Source organism: Microbacterium sp. cf332, assembly GCF_900102175.1.
GTDB lineage: Bacteria > Actinomycetota > Actinomycetes > Actinomycetales > Microbacteriaceae > Microbacterium.
This window is the reverse complement of record NZ_FNKN01000002.1, coordinates 716,314-739,020: the sequence shown is the minus strand read 5'-3', so window position 1 is coordinate 739,020 and position 22,707 is coordinate 716,314. Positions and strand designations below refer to the sequence as shown.

Below are 22,707 nucleotides of genomic sequence, written 5' to 3'. Positions count from 1 at the left end.
GTCGCCGGGACGGGAGTCGCCCCGGCCTCTCGTCCCGCCGACAGGCTCAGCCCCTGCTTTCCGCCCTCAGGCCGGCCCGCAGCCACGGCTCAGCCTGTGGACGGCACGACGCTGGCCTCCAACCGGACCCCGCCGGGGCCGCAACACCGCGAGCGCCGGCCGGGGACGGCACACCCCGCAAAGCCACTCGCGGGCCAGGCCAGCCGCGTGCACGTCCCGCCGACAGGCTCAGCCCCCGCTACCCGGGCCCAGCCGGCCCCGCAGCCACGGCTCAGCCTGTGCACGGCACGACGAGCGCCGAGCGCCGAAGCAAGCGGCACGACGACCGCCGGGGCGGCACCGCGGTCAGAGGCGGATGACCTCGGCGACCCGGATGACGGCCGTGCCGGCCTCGACGGATGCCGCGAGGTCGACCTCGGCACGGATGCGCCAGTCGTGGTCGCCGGCCGGGTCGTCGATGATCTGCTCGACGCGCCACAGGCCCTCGCCGGCCGCGGACTCGTCGATGACGCACAGCGACGGCGAACGCGCTGCGCCACCGGTGAGGACTTCGTCGTGGTCGTCGTAGTAGCGGTCGAGCACCTCGGGCCAGCCGACCTCGGGGTCGAGGGCCTCGAGGGCTTCGTCGTCCTGCAGGGCGGCGAGCTGAACACGGCGGAACAGCTCGTTCCGCACCAGCACCGTGAACGCGCGTCGGTTCGTCAGCACCGACGGCGGCGCGGGCGGCACGACCGGCGCATCGGGGTCGTCGGTCGGGTTGGCGAGCGACTCCCACTCGTCGACGAGGCTCGAATCGACCTGACGGACGAGCTCGCCGAGCCACTCGATGAGGTCCATGAGGTCGTCGGTTCGGGCCTCCGCGGGCACCGTCTGCCGGATCGCGCGGTACGCGTCGCTGAGGTAGCGCAGCACGAGCCCCTCGCTCCGGCCGAGCTGGTAGAACGACACGAACTCGCCGAACGACATCGCACGCTCGAACATGTCGCGCACGACCGACTTCGGCGAGAGCTCGAAGTCGCGCACCCAGGGCTGGCTCGACGCGAACGTCTCGAACGCCTGGGCGAGCAGGTCGGCCAGGGGCTTGGGCCAGGTGATGTCCTCGAGCAGTGCCATCCGCTCGTCGTACTCGATGCCGTCGCGCTTCATGGCGCCGACCGCCTCGCCCCGGGCCTTGTACTCCTGCTGCGACAGGATCGCGCGGGGATCGTCAAGCGTCGCCTCGATCACGCTCACGACGTCGAGCGCGTAATGCCCGGTGCCGGTTTCCGCGTCATCCGGCGACAGCAGCTCGATCGCCGCGAGCGCGAACGGCGACAACGGCTGGTTGAGCGCGAAGTTCGGCTGCAGGTCGACCGTGAGCCTGATGGTCGACTCGCCAGAAACTGCGGATGCCGCACCCCCCGCATCCGCATTCCGTGGCGAGTCGACGGCAGAGGCAGAAGAGGAGGGGCGCACGACCTCGACGATGCCGGCCGCGACCAGGGTGCGGAAGATCGCGAGGGCGCGGCGGGCGAGCGCGTACTTCCGGGCACGGGGCTCGTGGTTGTCGAAGACGAGCGAGCGGACGTTGCCGAACACGTCTCCACCACGCCCGATGACGTTGAGCAGCATCGCGGCGCTCAGCTGCAGTTGCGGCGTGAGGGGCTCGGGCTGCGCCTCGACGAGCCGCTCGAACGACCCCTCCCCCCAGTTGACGACGCCCGTCGGCGCCTTCTTGCGCACGATCTTCTTGCGCTTCGCGGCGTCGTCGCCGGCCTTCGCGAGCGCGACGGCGTTCTCGATCTCCCACTCCGGCGCCATGACGACGACGTTCCCGTGCGGGTCGAAGCCGGCCCGCCCCGCACGGCCCGCGACCTGATGGAACTCACGGGCCGAGAGCTGCCGCATCCGGGTTCCGTCGTACTTCGACAGTGCCGTGATGACGACCGTGCGGATGGGCACGTTGATGCCGACGCCGAGGGTGTCGGTGCCGCAGATGACCTTCAGCAGACCGCGTTGCGCGAGGGTCTCGACGAGGCGCCGGTAGCGCGGCAGCATCCCGGCGTGATGCACGCCGATGCCCGCTCGCACGAGGCGCGACAGGGTCTTGCCGAAGCCGGTCGTGAAGCGGAATCCGCCGATCGCCTCGGCGATGGCGTCCCGCTGTTCGCGCGTCGTGATCTTCACGCTCGACAGCGCCTGCGCGCGCTCGAGCGCCGCGGCCTGCGAGAAATGGACGATGTAGACCGGTGTCTCGCGCTCCTCCAGCAGCCGCTCGAGGACGTCGTGCACGGGGCGCCGCTCGTATGAGAAATGCAGCGGCACCGGCCGCTCGACGCCCGTCACCAGCGCGGTGCGACGTCCGGTGCGGCGCGTGAGGTCGGCGGCGAGGTCGGCGACCTCCCCCAGGGTCGCGGACATGAGCAGGAACTGCGCCCGGGGCAGGGTCAGCAGCGGCACCTGCCAGGCCCAGCCGCGGTCGGGGTCGCCGTAGAAGTGGAACTCGTCCATGACGACCTGGTCGACATCGGCATCGGACCCCTGTCGCAGGGCGAGGTTCGCGAGGATCTCGGCAGTGCAGCAGATGATCGGCGCCTCGGGGTTGACCGACGAGTCGCCCGTGACCATGCCGACCTTCTCGGCGCCGAAGATCTCGACCAGGGCGAAGAACTTCTCGCTCACGAGCGCCTTGATCGGGGCGGTGTAGTAGGTGCGGCCGCCTCGCGCGACGGATGCCGCGTGCGCAGCCACCGCGACGAGCGACTTGCCCGTTCCGGTGGGCGTTGCGAGCACCACGTTCGCGCCCGACACCAGCTCGATGACGGCTTCGTCCTGCGCCGGGTAGAGGGTGAGTCCGCGCCCTTCGGCCCAGGTTGTGAACGCGTCGTAGATCGCGTCGTCGGAAGGCTCCGGCCCGATCAGGTCGAGCAGCGGCGCGGAGGTCATCCCACGAGTCTGCCTTACCGAGCCCGCCGCGGGACCGAGCCCGCCGTGGGACCCGGCCCGGCCGCCGGGTGCACTCAGCCGCCGGTGCCGGCAGCCTTCGCCGCGAGGATACGACCGCACGACTCCTCGACGCGCTCAGCGAACGCGGGGTCGGACTCGGCCCGGGTGAGCACCGCGTCGTACATCGCGGGGAGCACGGTCGGGTCCGCCGACGCGAGGACGACGTCGACACCCGCGGCCAGCGCTTCGACAGCGCGGTCGCCGGGGGCCACGATCTCGGCGGCCGCGGCGGCCGACAGGTCGTCGGTGATGACGACCCCCTCGAATCCGACGCGGTCGCGCAGCAGGTCGAGCACCGCCGACGAGAAGGCCGCCGGGTGATCGGGGTCGATGTGCTGGTAGCGCGCCGTGCCCACCATCACCAACGACGGTCCGGATGCGGTCAGAGAGCGGTACACGTCGACATCCGGCGAGTCGCCCGAGACGACGGAGTCGAGCACCTCCGCCGTGTAGTCGGTGTTCGCGTCGACCCGCCCGAGCCCGGGGAAATGCTTGAAGGTGGGCAGCACGCCCGCCGCGCGCAGACCCTCCGCGACGGCGCCCGCGCCGGCGGTGACGCTCTGCTCGTCGTAGCCGTACTGCCGCCCCAGCGCCCCGATCGGCGGGTTGTCGAGGCGGGCCTCGCGGCTCGTGACGATGTCGGCCACGGGCGCCAGGTTGACGTCGATGCCCGCTGCGGCGAGCTGCTCGCCCCAGCCGGTCGCCGCGGTGCGGAGCGCATCGGGGCCGAGGTCGGCCTGCCGGATGGCGTAGGGGATGTCGTCGAAGCCGGGGCCGCGAAGCACCTGCACCTCGCCGCCCTCCTGGTCGGTCGCAACCCACAGCGCGGGCGTGCCGGCCGGCGGCATCGCCCGGAACTGCTCGACGAGCGCCGCCGTCGACGCGACGCCGGCGGTCGATCGGCCGTGCAGGAACAACCCGCCGACGCCGCGATCGCGGATGGCGGCCGCGGCGTCGGGCGCGATCGTGTCGACCGGGGTGCCGACCATCAGCACCTGACCGACGCATCCCTCGAGTCCGAGGGATGCGGCGGCATCGGGCGACGGGGTCGGCATGGGGGTCGGGCTCTCGGCGGGGGCGGCGGGCGCCGCGGTCGTCGGGACGCCGCGGTCGGCTTCGGGGGCGCACCCGACCGCCGCGGCGAGCACCCCGGCGACGACGACGGCGAGGCCGACGCGAGCGGCGGAGGGGCTGGAGGCGGAGCGGGTCACCCCTCCATGGTCACCCGCTCAGCAGCAGCGCGCACCCGGGTTGCGGTCCTGGTCGTCCATGCGCTGGCGCCAGAACTGCCGCTCGGTCAGGGGCTCGGTGTCCGGATGCGTGCGGCGCTGGTGGGCGACGTACGTCGCGTAGGCGTTGTCGCCCATCAGCGAGGTGACGTACCAGTGCACGGCGCGGGCGGCGCGGACGACCGCGCGACCGACGCTCGCGCACAACTCCTTCGATCCGGCGCGCGGGAGCCCGGAAGAGACGGTTGGCGACCCGAGCGGCCCCGGTTTTGAGGAGTTGTGCGCGAGCACCATCGGTCAGTGCCCCCGGCGGGCGGTCTCGGCCCGCTCCTCGGCCAGCAGCGGCTCCCACTCCTTCTCGAGCTCGCGCTCCGGGCCGGTGGGGATGAAGCCGGCGGGCGCGAAGCGGCGCGACGGCACCGCGGGGTCCTCGGTGTCCTCTCCCCCGCCCCGGACGATCGCCCGCACCGCGACGATCACGGCAGAGACGATGACGACGATCGCGAGGACGACGAAGATGATCGACAGCGTTCCCTGCACCCCCGTGTTGCGGATGACCGCTTCGACGGTCGCGACCGGGCCGAGGCTCTCGTCCCCCGAGGCGAGCGCGTCGCGGTAGCGGAAGTGGTTCGCCCAGTACCCGATCGCGGGCACCGGCGAGAAGATCTTGTACGCCGAGGCGGTGATCGTCACGACGGCCGTGAAGGCCAGCGGCACCGCGATGATCCAGATCCACTTCACGTAGGACCGGCCGCGCTTGGCGACGATCGCGAGCACGACGGCGAGCGCGATCGCGGCCAGCAGCTGGTTGGCGATGCCGAACAGCGGGAAGAAGGTGTTGATGCCGCCGAGCGGGTCGGTGACACCCAGGATTAGGATGGCGCCCCAGCCGGCGACCATGATCGCGGTGGTGATCCACACTCCCGGGCGCCACGACACGTCCCGGAACTTCGGGATCCAGGCGCCGATCGAGTCCTGCAGCATGAAGCGGGCGACGCGGGTTCCGGCATCCACGGCGGTGAGGATGAACAGTGCCTCGAACATGATCGCGAAGTGGTACCAGAACGACATCATGGCTTGGCCGCCGAGCGCCTGCTGCATGATGTGCGCGAGCCCGAGAGCGAGGGTCGGCGCGCCACCGGTGCGCGAGACGATCGACTCCTCGCCGACGTCCGCGGCGGTGGAGATGAGCAGGTCGGGGGTGATTTCGACCCCGGCGAGTCCGAGCGAGTTGACGAACGCGACCGCTCCCTCGACGGTGCCGCCGGTCGCGGCCGACGGGGCGTTCATGGCGAAGTAGATGCCCTGGTCGATCGAGATCGCGGCGACGAGGGCCATGATCGCGACGAACGACTCCATGAGCATGCCGCCGTACCCGATGAAGCGCGTCTGGCGTTCCTTCTCGACGAGCTTCGGCGTCGTTCCCGACGCGATCAGCGCGTGGAATCCCGACAGCGCGCCGCAGGCGATCGTGACGAACAGGAACGGGAACAGCGGGCCGGCGAACACCGGTCCGAGACCGTTCTCCCCGAAGATCGTGACGGCGGGCACCGAGATCTCGGGCCGGACGAGCACGATCGCTCCGGCGAGCATGACGATCACGCCGATCTTCATGAAGGTCGACAGGTAGTCGCGGGGAGCGAGCAGCAGCCAGACCGGCAGCACGGCCGCGATGAAGCCGTACACGATGATGCCCCACGCGATGACGGTGCGGTCGAGGTGGAAGATCTCCTGCCCCCAGGCGGTGTCGGCGACCCAGCCGCCGGCGATGATCGCGCCCATCAGCAGCACGAATCCGATGATCGACACCTCGGTGACCTTGCCGGGCCGGAGGTAGCGCAGGTAGACGCCCATGAAGAGCGCGATGGGGATCGTCATCGAGACCGAGAAGACGCCCCACGGGCTCTCGCCGAGCGCGTTGACGACGACGAGCGCGAGGATCGCGACGATGATCAGCATGATGAGCAGGGATGCCACGATGGCGGCGGTCCCGCCGATGCGCCCCAGCTCTTGGCGCGCCATCTGGCCGATCGTCCGTCCGCCGCGGCGCATCGAGAAGAAGAGCACGGTGTAGTCCTGCACGGCGCCCGCGACGACGACGCCGACGATGATCCAGATCGTGCCGGGGAGGAAACCCATCTGCGCGGCGAGCACCGGACCCACGAGCGGACCGGCGCCGGCGATGGCGGCGAAGTGGTGGCCGTAGAGCACACGGCGGTCGGTGGGGACGTAGTCCTTGCCGTCCTGCTTGACCTCGGCGGGCGTGGCCCGACGGTCGTCGGGGCGCAGCAGGTAGCGTTCGATGACTTTCGAGTAGAACCGGTAGCCGATGAGGTACGTGCAGACGGCGGCGAAGACGAACCAGATCGCGTTGACCGTCTCGCCCCGGACGACGGCCAGCATGACCCACGCGAGCCCGCCGAGCAGGGCGATCGCGATCCAGATGATCACTTTGAGCGGTGTCCATCGGGCGGCGGCACGATGCTGCTGGTCGGAGACGGCGACCGGCGGCAGTTTCGGATCGGTGACGATCCCGGACGATGATCGAGACATCGGTTCTCCTGGGGGAAGGCGCTTCATTGCGTTTTCCCAGCTTAGGCCGACGCTCCGAAGCATTCCGGGTATTCGGTCGTAATGGTCTCGACCGGCCTTACCGTGGAGGGGATCGAGAGGAGATCACCATGACCGACGAGACCCCCACCGTGATCCGCAATGACGAGCAGGACCGGTACGACCTCCACCTCGGCGACGTGGTCGCGGGCTTCGCGGCGTTCCGCCGCGACGCCGAAGGGCGCCTGGTGTTCGATCACACCGAGGTCGACAAGGCTTTCGGCGGCCGCGGACTGGGCAAGGCACTGGCCGCCGATGCCCTCGCCGATGTCGCACGTCGAGGCGAGACCGTCGTGCCCGAGTGCCCGTTCATCGTGAAGTTCCTCCGCGAGAACGAGGTCGCCGGTCTGCAGATCGACTGGCGCGACGAGGATGCCGTCGACGCGGCGGCTCCGGCGGAACCCTCGGCGTGACCCGCTTCGACGCCGAGGCGGCGCCCGTCGACGAAGACCCGGGGGCGGGTTCCCCGGGTCCGCGGCGGGCGCTGCTCGAGGCGCGCGAGGTGCCGCTCGGCGGGGTGCGCGCGATGTCGGTGCACCGCTTCCTGCCGCAGCGCGATCTGCCGCTCGTTGGCGCCTGGTGCTTCCTCGACCGCTTCGGCCCGCAGCGCACCCGCATGCGTGTCGAACCGCATCCGCACATCGGACTGCAGACGGTCACCTGGCCGCTCGCCGGCGAGGTGCACCACCGCGACACTCTCGGCAGCGACGTCGTCATCGAGCGTGGCGCACTGAACATCATGACCAGCGGCGCAGGCATCGCCCACTCGGAGTACTCGGTCGGCGATGAGCCGATCCCCCTCGATGCCCTGCAGCTGTGGGTCGCGCTGCCCGAGGGACGTCGTCACGGCGCGCCCGACTTCGAACGCCACGACGACCTCCCCATGCTCGACCTCGGTGGCGGAGCCGCGGCGACCGTCGTCGTCGGCGAGCTCGCCGGAGCCGTCTCGCCTGCGACGATGCACACGCCGATCGTCGGTGCCGAGTTGCGGCTGCCCGCGGGCTCGGTCGTCGACCTGCCTCTCGAAGCGGCGTGGGAGTACGCGGTCGTGCCGGTGTTCGGGTCGGTCCGGGTCGTCGGGGCCGATGCCTCGGCCGCCGAGTCGGATGCCGTCGACCCGGGAGCGCTGCTCTACCTCGGCGACCGCCGCGACAGCATCCGCCTGATCGCCGGCGACGAGGAGACGACCGTGTTCCTGCTCGGCGGCGAGCCGTTCGGCGACGAGATCGTCATGTGGTGGAACTTCGTCGGCCGCAGCCACGACGAGATCGAGGTCGCCCGCGAGGCGTGGGAGGCGGCGTCCGACCGGTTCGGTCATGTCGTCGGTCACGGCGATGAGCGCATCCCCGCCCCGCCGCTGCCACACGTGCGCCTGACGCCTCGCCGCCGCCGGCTCTGATACGCCTCGCCGCAGGCACGCGCCACGTCATCCCCGAGGCTGACGGCGCTCATCCTGGCGAGCGACGACGGGTGGGGCGCTGATTCGTAACGTCGATGACATGACGAAACTCCGCCTCCCCCGCGAGATCCCGCCCGGCACCGCAGCCATCGGGATGCTCGCCATCCTCGTGACCCTCTCCGGCTGCGCAGCGGTCGACAACCTCGCCTACGGCCGGAGCTCGGCGACCTACTCCGACGCTCAGGAGTTCGCGCAGGCCGACGGCGGTGCGCCCGGATGGCTGCCCGCCGACGCGCGTCAGATCGAGAAGGTCTCATCCACCCGAGCCGACGACACCGCGTCGGTCGTCTTCGTCAGCGACGAGGGCGTCTCGGGGTGCGAGGACGTCGACCGCGTATCGGCCCCGACGATGGAAGTCGAGTCGGGTCCCGACGTCTATGCGATCGACCGGGTCGCGGTCTGCGGCGACTGGGCCGTCGCCGAGAGCGACGGCACGTACTACGCATGGACCCCCGCTCAGGAGGCCGAGGAGCCCTGATCCGAGCGCTCCCTAGACTCGATGAGATGGATGTCAGCCTGCGCCCCGCCGTCGCCACCGACATCGAGTGGCTCGTCGAGCTGCGAGCCGACGTGCTGCGCGCCGACCTCGAGCGCCTCGGCCGTTTCGACGACGGTCGGGTGCGCGAGCGGATGCGTGCGGGCTTCCGGCCCGAATGGACCCGCATCATCGTCGTCGACGGAGCGGATGCCGGATGCATCACGACTCGCCCCGACGGGGAGACGCGCTGGATCGAGCACTTCTACATCCCCGCATCGCTGCAGGGTCGCGGAATCGGCGGCTCCGTTCTCGAGTCGGTGATCGCCGAGCCGCATGAGGGACCGACGCGCCTCAACGTCCTGCGAGGGAGCGCCGCGCGACGCCTGTACGAGCGCCACGGATTCGCCCTCGACAGCGAGGACGACGTCGACGTGTGGCTGACCCTGCGTCCCGGCGCCTGATCGCAGACGCGGGTATCGTCGCCACGTGCAGCGATTCGTCCGGTTCCAGAGCGCGGTGCCCAACCGGAACGGCCGTTTCCCAGGTGTTTTCGCCCTGGCGAACGGGCTCGCGCACGACGGGATGCTGCTCGCCGAGGACGAGGCCTGGTGGCGGGCGGCGAACGATCGCGCCAACAGCCTCTACGACACACCGACCGAGGCCTACGGGCCGGGCGCGCCTCCGGGCGGACGGTCGTGGTTCAAGGCGGAGGCGCACGACATCCTCACGCTGACCGAGGGATACCTCGGGCTGCTCGATCGCTACGAAGTGCCCTGGCACGAGCTGCGGACGACCCGACCGGGGAGGATCCTGTACGAGGACCCGGTGCAGGTCGTCGCCCTTCCGCACACGCATCCCGACGACTGGCCCTTCAGCGCGAGACGGTCCTGACGGGTCCGCTCAGGAACGGGCGGAAGCCGATGCGTCCACCGCGTACTTGAATCCGACGTGCGAGTCGGTGAAACCGAGGCGGCGGTAGAACCGGTGCGCGTCGACGCGTGCAGCGTCCGACGTGAGCTGGACGAGCGACGCCCCGAGCTCGACGGCCGCGACGTCTACCACCCAGCGCATCATGGCGCCGCCGATCCCCGACGACCGCTCGGAGCTCGACACGCGCACCGCCTCGACGAGCAGCCGTGTGCTCCCCCGCCGCGACATCCCGGGGATCAGCGTCAGCTGCATCGTGCCGACGACGCCTCGGGGCTCGACGACCGCGACCAGCAGCTCGTTCGCCGCGTTGCCGACGATCCGCTCGAGCGCGGCGGCATACACCTCGCGATCCTCGTCGCACGCGACGTCGCCGCGACCGGCACTGATCGGATCGTCCGACAGCAGTCGCATGATCGCGTCGAGGTCATCCGGTGTCGCGCGACGGATGATGACGTCCGCCGAGCGGGCGGCAACGGATGCGGGCAGGTTCGCGCCTTCGATCACATCCCCATTCTCGCCGCTGCCACCAGCGCCCGGGAGCACTGGGCTCAGCGGCGCGTGAGGTTGTCCTCGGCCCACTCGCCGAGCTGGCTGAGGATCGGCACCAGGCGGCAGCCGGCATCTGTCAGCGCGTAAGTGACGGCGACGGGAGGACCGGCCTCGACCCGGCGGTCGACGAGGCCGGCCTCGGAAAGCTCGGTGAGGCGATCGGAGAGCACGGCGTCGCTGATGCCCGATACGGCGCGGCGGATGCCGACGAACGAGAGATCGCCCTGCCCGAGCACGTCGAGGATCATGCCGTTCCACCGCTTGCCGAGGACCGAGAACGCGTGCGAGACGGCGGCGTCGCACTGTCGAGCGTCATGGGCATCGGTCACCCCTCCATGCTACGTGTGCTAGCGTTCCCGAAGCCACTTTGTTTTTCATAGCCACTCTGATCGGAGAAGCGAATGACCCTGTTCCGCCTGGATGCCAGCATCCTGCCCGCCACGTCGGCCAGCCGCGAGCTGGGCGACCTCGTCGAGGCCGAATGGCTCGCCGCTCACCCCGCGAGCACCGTGGTGCGTCGCGACATCGCAGCCGAGCCGGTCCCCGCGACGGCATGGCGCGACGCCGTGACCGCGGGCTTCACGCCCGGCGACCAGCACAGCGACGGACAGCGCAACGCGCTCGCTCTGCGAGAGCAGCTCGCGGACGAGCTCATCGCCGCCGACGCCCTGCTCTTCACCGTCCCGCTCTACAACTACGGCGTCTCGCAGCACGTGAAGACCTGGTTCGACCTGGCCTACACCGACCCGCGCATCGACCCGCAGGGCACCGCGCTGCGGGGCAAGCCGGCGACGCTCGTGACGGTCCTCGGCGGCAACTACGAGCCCGGCAGCCCGAAGGAGGGCTGGGACCACTCGACCGGATGGCTCCGACGCGTGTTCCAGGACGTCTGGGGCCTCGACCTGACGGTCGTCCACCGCGCCTTCACCCTCGTCGGGGTGAACCCCGCACTCGACGCCTTCACGGACGCCGCGGCCGAGCTGCGGGCGAACGCCGAGCAGGCCGCCGTCGACGCCGGCCGCACGCTCGCGGCATCCCGCACCGCCTGACCGGCCGAGCGGGGCCTCCGCGGCTGCGGCCTCCGAGAACGACGACGGGGCGCCCGGACCGAGGTCCGAGCGCCCCGCGCTGTCGCGCCGCAGCGCGTCAGGCGATCACCACAGCACGAGGAAGCCGCTGAGGCCCACAGAGCCGTCGATCGTGCCGCTGCCGCTGTAGGTGGCGATGACGACCTTCAGTCCGCGCGACTGCCGAGGAAGCTCGACGCGAGCCGTCCCGTCGACGACGTCCGCGCTGTATCGGGTCGAGTTCACCCAGACGTCGACCGTTCCCGTCGCGGGCGCTCCGCCGGTCGGCGTGACCTTCACCGAGACGACGTAGGGCTGCGAAGCCGTTCCGACGTAACGGTTGAGCGAGACGGTCGTGGCCGAGGCGAACTTCACGAACACCTCGTTCGACACCGCCGTGCCGGCCTGGGGGTTGCCCTCGGCGGTGGCGGTCACCCGCACCGACAGGGTCGTGCCGACGTCGGACCGCGCGACCTTGTACGACGCCGACGTGGCGCCCTCGATCGGCTCGCCGTCGCGCAGCCACTGGTAGGCGACGCTGACCTCGGCCGGATCCCACTCGCCGGCGGTCGCCTTCAGCGTGCTGCCGACCTTCGCCTTCCCGGTGACCTCGGGCGCGACGACCGCGACCGGAGCACCCTGACCCGACTCGACCTCGACGATCGTCCGGATGGACGAGTCGCCGTATCGCACCACGCCCAGGTAGGTGGTCTCGGGCTCGAGACCGGCCCACGAGAGCGTGTAGGTCGCCTTCTCGCCCTGCACCGACGGCAGCGGATTCGGCGTCGCGGCGAACTCGCCGCCCATCGCCCCCGCACCCACGACCGCGGTCGTGAGGTCGTAGGTGAACGGCTCGCTGAACGAGTACCGGTTCACCATGACCAGGTAGGTGCCCGCCGTGGGGGCCGTCAGCGAGACGGCCTCGTTGGCGGATGCCGTTGCCGACGTCCAGCGCTCGTAGTAGCGCAGGTCGTCGGGGCTGACCACGCGGTACACGGTCATATCGAGGTCGGTCGTCTCGGTCGCCTCGGTCTCGACGGCGAAGCGCACGTACTCCGTACCCTCCGGGACGTCGACGATCTCGTACGTGTTGAAGCCCGCCTCACCCTCGTCGTAGAACGAGTCCTGGTCGCCGGAGTGACCCGGCACCTCGGGGAAGTCGGGGTTCACGCGCAGCTCCTGCGGCACGAGCCCCGACAGCGCGAGGTCGAGCTCGCCCGTCAGCGACGGAGCGACCGTGACGTCGACGGAACCGGTGGTGCCGGTGCCGCTGACCTCGGCGGGCGCGTCGACGGGAACCGGGAAGACCGCGATCGGCGAGCGCACGTCGTTCGCGCCGCCCGTCCAGGTGAGCGAGCCGGTGGCCCACTCGCCCATCGGAGCATCGACGCGCGAGAACGTGATCTCGACGGTCGCCGATTCGCCCGCCGCGAGCGTGACCGATGACGGCGAGACCTGCACGTCGACGCCGGGAACGGATGCCTGCGCCTGGAAGGTGCCTGCCTCGGTGGCCGTGATCGTGCGGGTGACCGTCTGCGGTGCGCCGAGTGCCCCGATGCCGATCGAAGGCAGGTTGAGGTCGCTCGGGTCGATGGGATCGACCTCGAAGTCGCGCAGGCCCAGCCCCTGCAGATACGCGGCCCAGTCGGCCGGGCCGTTCAGGTACAGCAGCCCCGGCTCGAAGTACTTCGTCGGGTCGGCATGTCCTGCGCCCTGCGTGAAGGGGTCGGTCACGGCATCGCCGGCGGCGTCGACGGTGTCGTAGGCGGTGGTCATCATCGCCGACTTCACCTCGGCCGGGGTCGCCTCCGGGTGTTCGCCGAGGTAGAGCGCGGCGAGACCGGCGACGTGCGGCGACGACATCGAGGTGCCCGAGAGGATGCCGAACGTCGGGTCCTCGCCGATGCCGTTCTCCGTCGCCGCGAGGATCGCGACACCGGGTGCGGTGATGTCGGGCTTGATGACGTCGCTGCCGTCGGCGAGCATCGGGCCGCGGCTCGAGAAGCCCGCGACCTGCGGCACCGGGGTCTCGGTGCCGGTCACGTTCTCGCCGATGAGCGTCACCACGCGGTCGATGCCGCCCTGGACATAGGCGAGCACGGCCGGGCGGGCGGTGTCGGAGACGTGAACAGTCGGCACGGAGTGGAAGTCGTTGTCGAGCGAGGCCGGAGTGACGTTCGTGAGGATCATGCCGATGCCCCCGGCCTCCTCGACCGCCTGCGACTTCTCGACGCGCGCGTTCGAGCCGCGGTCGCAGACGACGATCTTGCCCGTGACCTTCGCGGGATCGAGCGAGCCGAGCAGGCAGAGCTCGGGCGTGGTGGCCCCGGCCAGACCCACGTCGCCGGCGTAGACCGACGGTCCCGAGATCGTGTCGCCGAAGCCGACCGACACGGATGCGCCGGGGAACTGCTCCGCGGCGGTGTCGCCCTCCTCGCCGAGGCGGACGGTGCCCTCCCAGGTGGGGATGGTCGAGGCCGCGACCGTCGCGTACCAGGGCGACGCGTGGTCGGCCGTGACGGGGTCGGGGCCCGAGTTGCCGGCGCTCGTCGAGACGAACACGCCTGCCGCGGCCGCGTTGAAGAACGAGATGTCCTCGGGAGCGAGCACGGTGGTGGCCGAGCCGCCGCCGATCGAGTAGTTGATGACATCGACACCGTCGGCCACGGCCTGGTCGATGGCCGCCAGCAGGTCGCTGAGCGCGCAGATGTCGTCGGTGGTCACGAGCGGATCGGGTCCGACGTAGCACGCCTTGTACGACGCCACCTTCGCGGCCGGTGCGACGCCCGAGATCGAGCCGAAGTCGACGCCCTCGACGGTCGCGTCGACGCCGTTGTTGCCCGCGGCGGTGCTCGCGGTGTGCGAGCCGTGCCCGTCGCCGTCGCGCGGCGAGAGGTGGTCGTCGGCGAACGAGAAACCGTTGGCCGCGGCGCCCGCGCTGAAGTAATGCGCGGCGATGAGCTTGGTGTTCAGGAGCGAGGGGTCCCACGCATCCTTCGTGCCGGCGTCCTGGTCGACGACCGTGCTGCGGAACTCGCCGCCGTCCGCCTTCGTGTAGACGACCTCGTCGCCATCGCGGTAGGGGGCGTCGCCGGCCGAGGTGCCGAGGGCCTCGCCCGCGAACGACGGGTTCTCGGGCGCGATGCCCGTGTCGACGACGCCGACGACGACGCCGTCGCCGGCTGCATCGATGCCGCCGATCTTCTCCCAGACGCCGCCGGCGCCCTCGAGGCCGAGGAACTCCGTCGACGGGACGGCGTCGACGTGACGGATCTCGTCGGGGAACACCCCGAGCACGCCCTTCTTCGCGGCGAGCTTTCCGGCCTGGTCGGCCGTCAGCTGGGCTGCGAAGCCGTTCAAGGTGGTCTGATACGTGGCGTCGGGGCTGGCACCGACCTCGCTCGCGACGTCTTCCTGACGCTGCTCGAGGAAGCCCGCGTAGTCGGTGACGGCGCGCGACTGCACGTCGAGCCGTTCGCCCTCGTCGGGCTTTGTCGGCGCGAGGCCGGACTCGCCGCCCTCGTAGGTCGCGACCGGGGCTTCGTCGAGCAGGACGATGTAGCGTCCGCTCTCGCTCGCGATCGGAACCGGGATGTTCACCCCCTCTCCCGTTGCAGCGAAGGATGCCGTTGCGGCAGAGCTCGTGAACAGTGCGGCCAGGGATACAGCCGCGACCGTTCGCAGGGTGGTGCGAACCATGTGCGCTCCAGTGGGGGGATGGATGAGCAGTCCGCGCAGCGTCGTCGGCGCGCGGTGAAGTCAACCTAGCTCACAGTTCGGACACAAGGAACCCTGGGGTTTCGTTCAGGTCGCCGGCCCGGTGTCGGCCACGGGCGGCATTTGTCACGGCCGACCGGGGACTCGCTCCGACGCCGTCCCATAGGCTGGAACGGTGGCCACGGCATCCCGCCTCTCGACGCGCGTCCTGCTCGTCTGCGCCGCCATCGGCGTGGCCACCGGCCTGCTCGGCGGCGTCGAGGGATGGCTCGCCGCCCCGGTGATCGCCGGCCTGCCGATCGTCTACGGCTTCCTGCTCGGCGTCCACGTGCTGCCGGGCATCATCGCCCAGGAGACCCTCCGACTGCCGTGGGTCGCGCTCGTCACCCACCTGATCGCGGCGCTCGCATCGTCGGCCGTCGCACCGCCCTATACCTTCCGCTTCCTCGGCACGGCCCTGCTGTTCGGCCTGCTGCAGGAGGGCGTCGCGGCGCTGGTCCGCTACCGGTCGTGGGCACCGTGGCGCTTCTTCATCTCCGGCGTCGTGATCGGCGTCGTCGTCGCGCTCGCCGTCTTCTTCATCGCCGACCTCGGCGCCATGGCGCCGTGGGCGCAGATCACCTACCTGGCCCTGGCCGTGCTGGGTCCGGTCGCCTGGACGGCCGTCGGCCTCTGGGTGGGCGTCGGGCTGCGGCGGGCCGGGGTCGCACGCCGCTGACCACCGGGCGACGGCCGTGAGCGGTCGCGTACGGTCGCGGTCGCCTGCGGGCCTGAGGTTAGGCTCGGCTAAGCTGGGGGGACCCGATCCGATCCGAGGACGACCGTGACTTCCGCCGCATCCGGTGCCGCCACGGCGGGGACGCCGGTCAGCGCGACCGCACCCGCGCCGCTGCTCGCCGTGCGCGACCTCGCCGTCACATACGAGGGGTCGGATGTCGCGGCGACCCGCGGTGCGACGTTCACCGTCACACTCGGTGAGGTCGTCCTGCTGCTGGGACCGAGCGGCAGCGGCAAGTCGACCATCGCCCTGACGCTCAACGGCCTCATTCCGCAGTCCGTCCCGGCTGCGATCGAGGGATCGGTGCTCGTGGACGGCCAGGATGCCGCGACCACCCCGATCCCGCAGCTCAGCACCCGCGTCGGCATGGTCTTCCAGGATCCCGACGCCCAGCTGGTCACCGGCACCCTGCTCGACGAGGTCGCGTTCGGCCCCGAGAACCTGCGGCTGCCGGTCGACGAGGTGCTCGCCCGCGCCGAGCGGGCGCTGCGGCGCGTGGGCCTGTGGGAGCGCCGCCACGAGAACCCGGATCGGCTCTCGGGCGGGGGCCGTCAGCGTCTCGCGATCGCGTGCGCCCTCGCGATGGACTCGCCGCTGCTGGTGCTCGACGAGCCCACCGCGAACCTCGACCCCGAGGGCATCGAGGACGTCTACGCGGCGATCGGCGAGATCGCGGCGTCCGGCGACCGGGCGATCCTGCTCGTCGAGCACAATCTCGACGCGGCGATCGGGTTCACCGACCGCGTCGTCGCCCTCGACCATGCCGGTCGCACGGTCGCCGACGGCCGAGTCGACAGCGTGCTGCGCGATCGTGCCGCAGAGTTGCACGACCTCGGCGTCTGGCTGCCGGTCTCGACCCTCGCGGCATTGCGCCTGCGCGAGGCCGGTTACGCGCTCGAACCGCTCCCCCTGACCCCCGAGGAGCTGCGGGCGGGCCTCGTCGCATCCGCGTCCGTCTCGGCGCGCGAACCCCGGTCGATCGCGCGGACGTCGGGGGCAGCGGCGGACCCGGTGCGGGATGCGAGCGATCACCCGACGACGGCGTCGGCCGAAGCGGCGCCCGCCCGCCGCGGCGCCGTCTCCGTCCGCGACCTCACGCTGCAGCGGGGTCGGACGTCAGTGCTGCACGGCATCGACCTCGACGTCCGGCCGGGTGAGTTCGTCGCGATCGTCGGAGCCAACGGCGCCGGCAAGACGAGCCTGCTGCAGGCGATCGCGGGAGTCGTGCGCGCGCCCCGCGGACGGATCGACGTCGGCGGTCTCGACCCGAGCCGAGCGGACGCCCGCGCCCTCGCGCGATGCATCGGCTTCGTCTTCCAGAATCCCGAGCACCAGTTCGTCGCGCACACCGTCTTCGACGAGCTCGCGCACAGCCTGCGCCGCCAGCAGCTTTCGCCCGACGAGATCCGCGACCGTGTCGACGACATGCTGCGCCGTTTCGGACTCACGGCGCACGCCGACCGGCATCCGTTCCTGCTGTCGGGCGGCCAGAAGCGCCGACTCTCGGTCGGCACGGCCCTGATCGCCGGGGCACCCGTCCTGGCCCTCGACGAACCGACCTTCGGGCAGGATCGCGCTCGCGCGGACGAGCTGCTCCAGCTGCTGCGCGACCTCAACGCCGAGGGGGCGACGATCCTGGTCGTCACGCACGACATGCAGCTCGTGAGCGACTACGCCGAGAGGTGCGTCGTCGTCGGCGCCGGCCGCATCATGGCCGACGGCCGATCCGCCGCCGTCCTCGGCGATGACGCGCTCCTGCGTTCGGCCGCGCTGCGGATGCCGCCCCTCCGCCGCGCGCTGCACGGCCTCGACGACCTGCCGGAGCTGTCGGATCTCGCGCGGCTGGCCGACCTGCCCCGGGGTCGCGGATGAGCGCCGACGCGACGACGGGCCGCGCGGGCGCCCCCGGCGCCACCCCGGCCGGCGCTGCGGCGCTCGACCCGTACGCGTCCGACCCGCCGTCGCGACGGCTCCTGTTCCAGCTGAACCCGCTCGCGAAGCTCGCCGCGCCGGTGCCCGCGATGATCGCGCTCGTCTTCGCACGCGACCTCGTCACCCCGCTCGCGCTGCTCGCGCTGGCCTACGCGGTGCTGCTCGTCGGGATGCGGTGGACACGGCGCTCCGCCCTGCTGCTGCTCGTCGCCCTGCCCGCCGGCATCCTGCTCGTCGGGGCCGGCATGTCGCTGTGGGTCGATGCGGCCCGGGCGTCGGGCACCCCCGTCGTGGTGCAGCTCGGCGCGTGGACCCTGTACGCCGGGGCTGTGCAGACGGGACTCGCGACGGGGCTGCGGCTCGGTGCGATCGCGGCCCTCGCCTTCATCGCCGGGCTGACCACGACCGGACCCGACCTCGTCCGCGCCACCGTGCAGCAGCTGCGCGTGCCCTACCGCATCGGCTACACCGCCCTCGCCGCGTTCCGCTTCGTCCCGCGGTTCGGCCACGAGCTCGAGCTGATCCGGCAGGCGCATCGCGTGCGCGGCGCCCACGGCGGGAGGGGACCGTTCGCCGCGGCGGCCCGCTGGGGCGGCTACGTCGTCCCGCTGCTCGCGGGCGCCATCCGTCACGCCGAGCGCGTGGCCCTGGCGATGGACTCGCGTGCGTTCGGCGCGCACCGCGACCGGACCGAGCGGCACCTGGTGCCCTTCCGCCGGCGCGACGTCGTCTTCGTCGCGCTGTTCTGGATCGTGTCCGGGGCCATCCTCGTCGCCCTGTTCCCCTGGACCCCGTGACCCCGTCCCCCTCCGTCGACTCGCCACGAAACGCGGATGCCGCACCGGCCGCATCCGCGGAATCCGGCGAGTCGACGGGTTGGTCGACGGGCGGGCGGACGGGTCAGTCCGCGTAGTCGGGCGCGGGCGGCATACCGAAGAAGTCTTCGAGCGTGCGGTACCCGCCGGCCGCATACAGAGCGGCGAGGTCGGTGCCGATGTAGCGCAGGTGCCACGGCTCGTACTCGTACCCCGTCGTGGCGGTGTCACCGTCGCCGTACCGGATGATGAAGCCGAAGCGGTGGGCGTTGGCGGCGACCCAGTCGGACTGCACCGTGCCCCCGAAGCGCTCGATGGTGCCGCATCCCTCGGAGCAGGCCACGACGTCGACGGCGAGCCCGGTCTGATGCTCGCTGTGGCCGGGACGCGCGCTCGTGAGGTCGGCATTCGCCTGGCCGAGCTGGCCGACATAGCTGCGGTGGGTCGACACCTGGAAGTCGTACGAGCGGAACCCGCTGTTGACGCCGATTCCGCCGGCCCCCTCGCCGCGGGCCGCGGTCACGAGCTGCGAGAGCGCCGCGGCGACGTCGGCGCGCATGTGACCTCCGCTCGTGCGCTCGACGCCCTCGGCACGCGCCTGCGGTTCCGGCCAGTAGTCGATCGGATCGAGGGCGTTGAGCTTGTTCACGACGACCCAGGTGCGACCCGCCTCGTGCAGATCGACACACGGTGCGGCGCCGGCCGCGATCGCCGACCGGAACGACTCAGCCCCGCCCGCCGCGGCGATCGCATCGGCGTCCGAGCCGGACGCGAGCGCCTGCTGGAAAACAGGATCGGCGCAGGGATCCGCGGCCCCGGGCTCGTTCGCGGCGTCGCTCGCGCCGCCACCCGCCTCGTCAGCAGCCTCGTCGGTCACGGGCTGCTGCGCCGCGACTCCGGTCTGGGCGGGGACCGGGATCTCGGAAGCACCCGGCGCGCCTGTCGTGGCATCGCCGAGGAGCGCGGCGACGGGGTCGGCGGGCGCGGCATCCGATCGGCTGAGCATCGAAGTGAGGCCGACGACGCCCGCGACGACGAGCACGACGACCGCGAGACCTCCGACGACGGCGGCGATGCGGCGACGGGCGTACACGTCGGCGGGCAGCCGGACGACCCCCGAGCCGGGTTCGCGGTCGGTCGTGGAGTGCTCGCGGTGACCCGTTCGCGTGGCGCTGGCCCGCGGAGCACCCTCGCGGAGATCGCGCCGCGTCGGCAAGGACCGCGTCGGCAGGGACCGCGTCGCCGCCGCCCGCTCGCGTCGCGAGCGCCGTGTCTCCGGCTCGGTCGGGTGCGCCACGCCCCCATTCTGCCCTGACCTCACGCGACATGCCGGGAAGAGCGGCCGCCCGATTGACATCCCATCGAAGATCTGTTCGAATCTTGGCATGAGGTGGCGCGGGCAGCAGATGGGCGTGACGGACGCCGCCGCTCTGCCCGGCCTCGAGACGCTGAACGGACTCGTGCGGTCGGTCACCACGCCGGAGTTCGCCGGGGTGACGTTCCACGAGGTCATGTCGAAGTCCGCGCTCAACCGCGTGCCCGGACCCTCGGCGATGCCCTTCGACTGGACCGTCAACCCGTACCGGGGCTGCACCCACGCGTGCGTGTACTGCTTCGCGCGAGGGACGCACGAGTATCTCGACATGGATGCCGGCGCAGACTTCGACTCGCAGATCGTCGTCAAGCTGAACGTCGCCGACGTGCTGCGTCGCGAGCTGGCCCGCCCGAGCTGGCCGCACGAACAGGTCGCGCTCGGAACCAACACCGACCCCTACCAGCGAGCCGAGGGACGCTACCGGCTGATGCCGGGCATCATCTCGGCCCTCGCCGACAGTGGCACACCATTCTCGGTGCTGACGAAGGGCACGTTGCTGCGCCGCGACCTGCCACTGCTGGCGGAGGCCGCCGCGACCGTGCCCGTCGACCTCGCGATGTCGATCGCGGTGCTCGACGAGCCGCTGCGCCAGCTGCTCGAACCCGGCGCCCCCACGTTCGCCGCACGCCTCGACACGGTGCGGGCCGCGAGCGCCGCCGGCTTCCGCGTGACGGTCTTCCTCATGCCGATCGTGCCCCACCTCACCGACTCGGTCGAGGTGCTCGACGACGCGCTCGCCCGCATCGCCGACGCCGGGGCAGCTCGAGTCGTCTACGGAGCCATGCATCTGCGGCCCGGGGTGAAGCCCTGGTTCCAGCAGTGGCTCGCGCGCGAACGGCCCGACCTGGTGGCGGTCTATCGCGGCCTCTATCCGGGCGCCTCGGTGCAGGCGCCACAGGGCTACCGCCGCATGCTCGCGGCCCGCGTGCGACCGCTGCTCGCGCGCCATCGTGTGCGGGGCGGGCTCGAAGAGGAAGAGGCGCAGCCCAGCACCCGTCGCTTCCGCCCCGGGCCGGTGGTCACCACCGCTCGCGGGCGCGCCGCTGCCGCGGCATCCGCCCCCACGCTCTTCTGACGCACCCGGCGGTTGTCACGACGTCGCCCACCTCGATGCCGTCACGGGTGGAGAGGGTCGCCGAGCCGACGTGCTCCTCCGAGGAGCTCTTGGACGGGTCGCGCAGTGCCGGGACCAGGTCGGATGCCCCATCCGACGCGCGCACCACCGCGATCGACGCCAGTCGCCCTGTGTTCGGGACGCCCCACAGGCGGGCATGCCGTCGCATCGGCAGCGCCCGCCGGCGCGCCGCCTGCGCTGGGGTCCACCTCTGAAGCACGTATCCGCCCCCGCACATGCGTACGCGGGGGCGGATACGTGGTGTCGGTCGGGTCAGGCGTCGACGTTCGCGAGCTGGCGGCCCGAGACCTCCTCGAGGAGGTCGTCGCCGGGCCGCACGTCGTCGAAGGGCGCGTCGATCTCGGCACGCTCGAGCATCTCCGTCATCCGACGGCGACGCTGGCGGGTGATGAGGGTGACCACGGCACCGGTGCGTCCGGCACGTCCTGTACGACCCGAACGGTGCAGGTACGTCTTGTACTCGTCGGGCGCGTCGGCCTGGATCACCAGATCGATGTCGTCGACGTGGATGCCGCGGGCGGCGACATCCGTCGCGACCAGCACCCGCACCTTGCCGTCCGTGAGCCGCTGCAGGTTGCGCGTGCGCTTGGCCTGGTTCAGGTCTCCGTGCAGTGCGACGGCAGCGATCCCGGCATCCTCGAACTGCTCGGCGAGCATCTCGGTGTACGCGCGGGTGCGGGCGAAGACGAGGGTCTTGCCGTCGCGGTCGACGAGGGAGTTGAGGATCTCGGCCTTGTCGCGGTGGTCGAGGACCAGGACGCGGTGGTCGATCGTCGAGGTGTCCTGGCTCTCGCCAGCGACCTCGTAGACGGCCGGCTCGACGAGGAACTCGTCGACCAGCGCGGCGACCTCGCGGTCGAGCGTCGCGGAGAAGAGCAGCTTCTGCGCGCCGTCCTGCACGAGGCGGAGGATGCGCTGCATCGGCTCGAGGAAGCCGAGCTCGCTCATGTGGTCGGCCTCGTCGAGGACGACGATCCCCACCTCGGAGAGGTCGAGCTTGCCCTGGCTCTGCAGGTCTTCGATGCGGCCGGGGGTGCCGATGATGATGTCGACGCCCTTCTTGAGCGCACCGACCTGACGCGCCTGCGGCACACCACCGTAGATCTGCGTGGTGAAGAGGCCGACGCTGCGCGCGAGCGCCTGCACGGTGCGGTCGATCTGCAGCGCGAGCTCACGCGTCGGGGCGAGGATCAGGGCCTTGGGCGACCGGCCGAACTCGCGGCGCTTGCCGGCCTGGCTGCGCAGGATCGACTCGACGAGCGGAGCACCGAACGCGATGGTCTTGCCGGAGCCGGTGCGGCCACGGGCGAGAACGTCCTTGCCCTCGAGGATCGAAGGGATGGTCGCGGCCTGGATCGGGAAGGGCGAAGCCGCACCGAGCGCGTCGAGCTGGCGGACGATGTTGTCGCCCAGCCCGAGGTCGGCGAACGACGCCTGTGCGACGGATGCCGCGTCGACGGCCTCGGCCTGCAGACGCTCGTGGACGGTGTCGACGTGGTCCTGGTGGGCCTTGGACTTGGTCTCGGCGTTCCAGTCCGAACGGTTCGGGCGGTCGCCGGAGTCACGACGCGGACGGTCGTCGAACGAACGAGCCGGACGATCGCCGAAGTCACGACGCGGACGGTCGTCACGGTTCGGGCGGTCGCCG

At 71.5% G+C, this 22,707-nt stretch carries 19 protein-coding genes; 10 read left to right on the top strand and 9 right to left on the bottom strand.

The window, feature by feature from the left end:
- Positions 1 to 345 precede the first annotated feature (345 nt).
- The 4 genes from BLT21_RS10550 to BLT21_RS10535 form a co-directional block, all read right to left on the bottom strand.
- A complete protein-coding gene (locus BLT21_RS10550; protein WP_091501763.1) occupies positions 346 to 2,925 on the bottom strand; it encodes a DEAD/DEAH box helicase in 2,580 nt (859 codons plus the stop codon).
- Positions 2,926 to 2,999: 74 nt separating this feature from the next.
- Positions 3,000 to 4,196 carry a glycoside hydrolase family 3 N-terminal domain-containing protein gene (locus BLT21_RS10545; protein WP_256336028.1) on the bottom strand — a complete coding sequence of 399 codons (1,197 nt, stop codon included), beginning with the start codon at positions 4,194 to 4,196 and terminating at the stop codon, positions 3,000 to 3,002.
- Between the two features lie 18 nt (positions 4,197 to 4,214).
- A complete protein-coding gene (locus BLT21_RS10540) occupies positions 4,215 to 4,421 on the bottom strand; it encodes a YbdD/YjiX family protein (RefSeq protein ID WP_256336027.1) in 207 nt (68 codons plus the stop codon).
- 90 nt (positions 4,422 to 4,511) lie between these two features.
- Positions 4,512 to 6,767: a carbon starvation CstA family protein gene (locus tag BLT21_RS10535; RefSeq protein WP_091501761.1), complete on the bottom strand. Its 2,256-nt coding sequence runs from the start codon at positions 6,765 to 6,767 to the stop codon at positions 4,512 to 4,514.
- Positions 6,768 to 6,895: 128 nt separating this feature from the next.
- On the opposite strand from BLT21_RS10535, the gene BLT21_RS10530 reads away from it, so the two are divergent.
- From BLT21_RS10530 to BLT21_RS10510, 5 genes are all read left to right on the top strand, one after another.
- The gene (locus BLT21_RS10530) at positions 6,896 to 7,237 is read left to right on the top strand and encodes a GNAT family N-acetyltransferase (protein WP_091501760.1); all 342 of its coding nucleotides are present in this window, start codon (positions 6,896 to 6,898) and stop codon (positions 7,235 to 7,237) included.
- Entirely contained in the window at positions 7,234 to 8,223 is a 990-nt protein-coding gene (locus tag BLT21_RS10525) for a pirin family protein (RefSeq protein ID WP_091501759.1), read from the top strand. The genes BLT21_RS10530 and BLT21_RS10525 overlap by 4 nt, the downstream gene beginning before the upstream one ends.
- Positions 8,224 to 8,323: 100 nt before the next feature.
- Positions 8,324 to 8,761: a hypothetical protein gene (locus BLT21_RS10520; RefSeq protein WP_091501758.1), complete on the top strand. Its 438-nt coding sequence runs from the start codon at positions 8,324 to 8,326 to the stop codon at positions 8,759 to 8,761.
- A gap of 26 nt (positions 8,762 to 8,787) precedes the next feature.
- Positions 8,788 to 9,222, top strand: a complete 435-nt coding sequence (locus BLT21_RS10515; RefSeq protein WP_091501757.1) for a GNAT family N-acetyltransferase — start codon at positions 8,788 to 8,790, stop codon at positions 9,220 to 9,222.
- Positions 9,223 to 9,247: 25 nt separating this feature from the next.
- Complete coding sequence (locus BLT21_RS10510) at positions 9,248 to 9,652, top strand: hypothetical protein (protein WP_091501756.1); 405 nt, start codon at positions 9,248 to 9,250, stop codon at positions 9,650 to 9,652.
- Between the two features lie 9 nt (positions 9,653 to 9,661).
- On the opposite strand, the gene BLT21_RS10505 is transcribed toward BLT21_RS10510, so the two are convergent.
- Together BLT21_RS10505 and BLT21_RS10500 are read right to left on the bottom strand one after the other, a co-directional pair.
- The gene (locus tag BLT21_RS10505) at positions 9,662 to 10,195 is read right to left on the bottom strand and encodes a GNAT family N-acetyltransferase (RefSeq protein ID WP_091501755.1); all 534 of its coding nucleotides are present in this window, start codon (positions 10,193 to 10,195) and stop codon (positions 9,662 to 9,664) included.
- A 44-nt stretch (positions 10,196 to 10,239) separates the two neighbouring features.
- On the bottom strand, positions 10,240 to 10,569 hold the full coding sequence (locus tag BLT21_RS10500; protein ID WP_091501754.1) for a winged helix-turn-helix transcriptional regulator: 330 nt from the start codon (positions 10,567 to 10,569) through the stop codon (positions 10,240 to 10,242).
- Positions 10,570 to 10,641: 72 nt separating this feature from the next.
- Between BLT21_RS10500 and BLT21_RS10495 the strand changes: the two genes are divergently transcribed.
- Positions 10,642 to 11,289 carry an FMN-dependent NADH-azoreductase gene (locus BLT21_RS10495; RefSeq protein ID WP_091501753.1) on the top strand — a complete coding sequence of 216 codons (648 nt, stop codon included), beginning with the start codon at positions 10,642 to 10,644 and terminating at the stop codon, positions 11,287 to 11,289.
- Between the two features lie 105 nt (positions 11,290 to 11,394).
- Here BLT21_RS10495 and BLT21_RS10490 read toward each other — a convergent pair whose 3' ends face one another.
- Positions 11,395 to 15,006 (bottom strand): S8 family serine peptidase, encoded by a 3,612-nt coding sequence (locus BLT21_RS10490; protein ID WP_091501752.1) that lies wholly within the window; start codon positions 15,004 to 15,006, stop codon positions 11,395 to 11,397.
- Between the two features lie 193 nt (positions 15,007 to 15,199).
- On the opposite strand from BLT21_RS10490, the gene BLT21_RS10485 reads away from it, so the two are divergent.
- The 3 genes from BLT21_RS10485 (at position 15,200) to BLT21_RS10475 (ending at position 18,531) form a co-directional block, all read left to right on the top strand.
- Entirely contained in the window at positions 15,200 to 15,742 is a 543-nt protein-coding gene (locus tag BLT21_RS10485; protein ID WP_091501751.1) for an ECF transporter S component, read from the top strand.
- Positions 15,743 to 15,847: 105 nt separating this feature from the next.
- Positions 15,848 to 17,674 (top strand): ABC transporter ATP-binding protein, encoded by a 1,827-nt coding sequence (locus tag BLT21_RS10480; protein ID WP_091501750.1) that lies wholly within the window; start codon positions 15,848 to 15,850, stop codon positions 17,672 to 17,674.
- On the top strand, positions 17,671 to 18,531 hold the full coding sequence (locus BLT21_RS10475; RefSeq protein WP_091501749.1) for an energy-coupling factor transporter transmembrane component T: 861 nt from the start codon (positions 17,671 to 17,673) through the stop codon (positions 18,529 to 18,531). The genes BLT21_RS10480 and BLT21_RS10475 overlap by 4 nt, the downstream gene beginning before the upstream one ends.
- Before the next feature lie 103 nt (positions 18,532 to 18,634).
- Here the strand turns inward: BLT21_RS10475 and BLT21_RS10470 are convergent, their stop codons facing one another.
- Positions 18,635 to 19,846: a M15 family metallopeptidase gene (locus tag BLT21_RS10470; RefSeq protein WP_256336026.1), complete on the bottom strand. Its 1,212-nt coding sequence runs from the start codon at positions 19,844 to 19,846 to the stop codon at positions 18,635 to 18,637.
- 88 nt (positions 19,847 to 19,934) lie between these two features.
- On the opposite strand from BLT21_RS10470, the gene BLT21_RS10465 reads away from it, so the two are divergent.
- A complete protein-coding gene (locus BLT21_RS10465; protein WP_091501748.1) occupies positions 19,935 to 20,999 on the top strand; it encodes an Rv2578c family radical SAM protein in 1,065 nt (354 codons plus the stop codon).
- Positions 21,000 to 21,311: 312 nt separating this feature from the next.
- Here the strand turns inward: BLT21_RS10465 and BLT21_RS10455 are convergent.
- A partial coding sequence (locus BLT21_RS10455) for a DEAD/DEAH box helicase (protein WP_091501746.1) occupies positions 21,312 to 22,707 on the bottom strand: 1,396 nt, incomplete at its 5' end.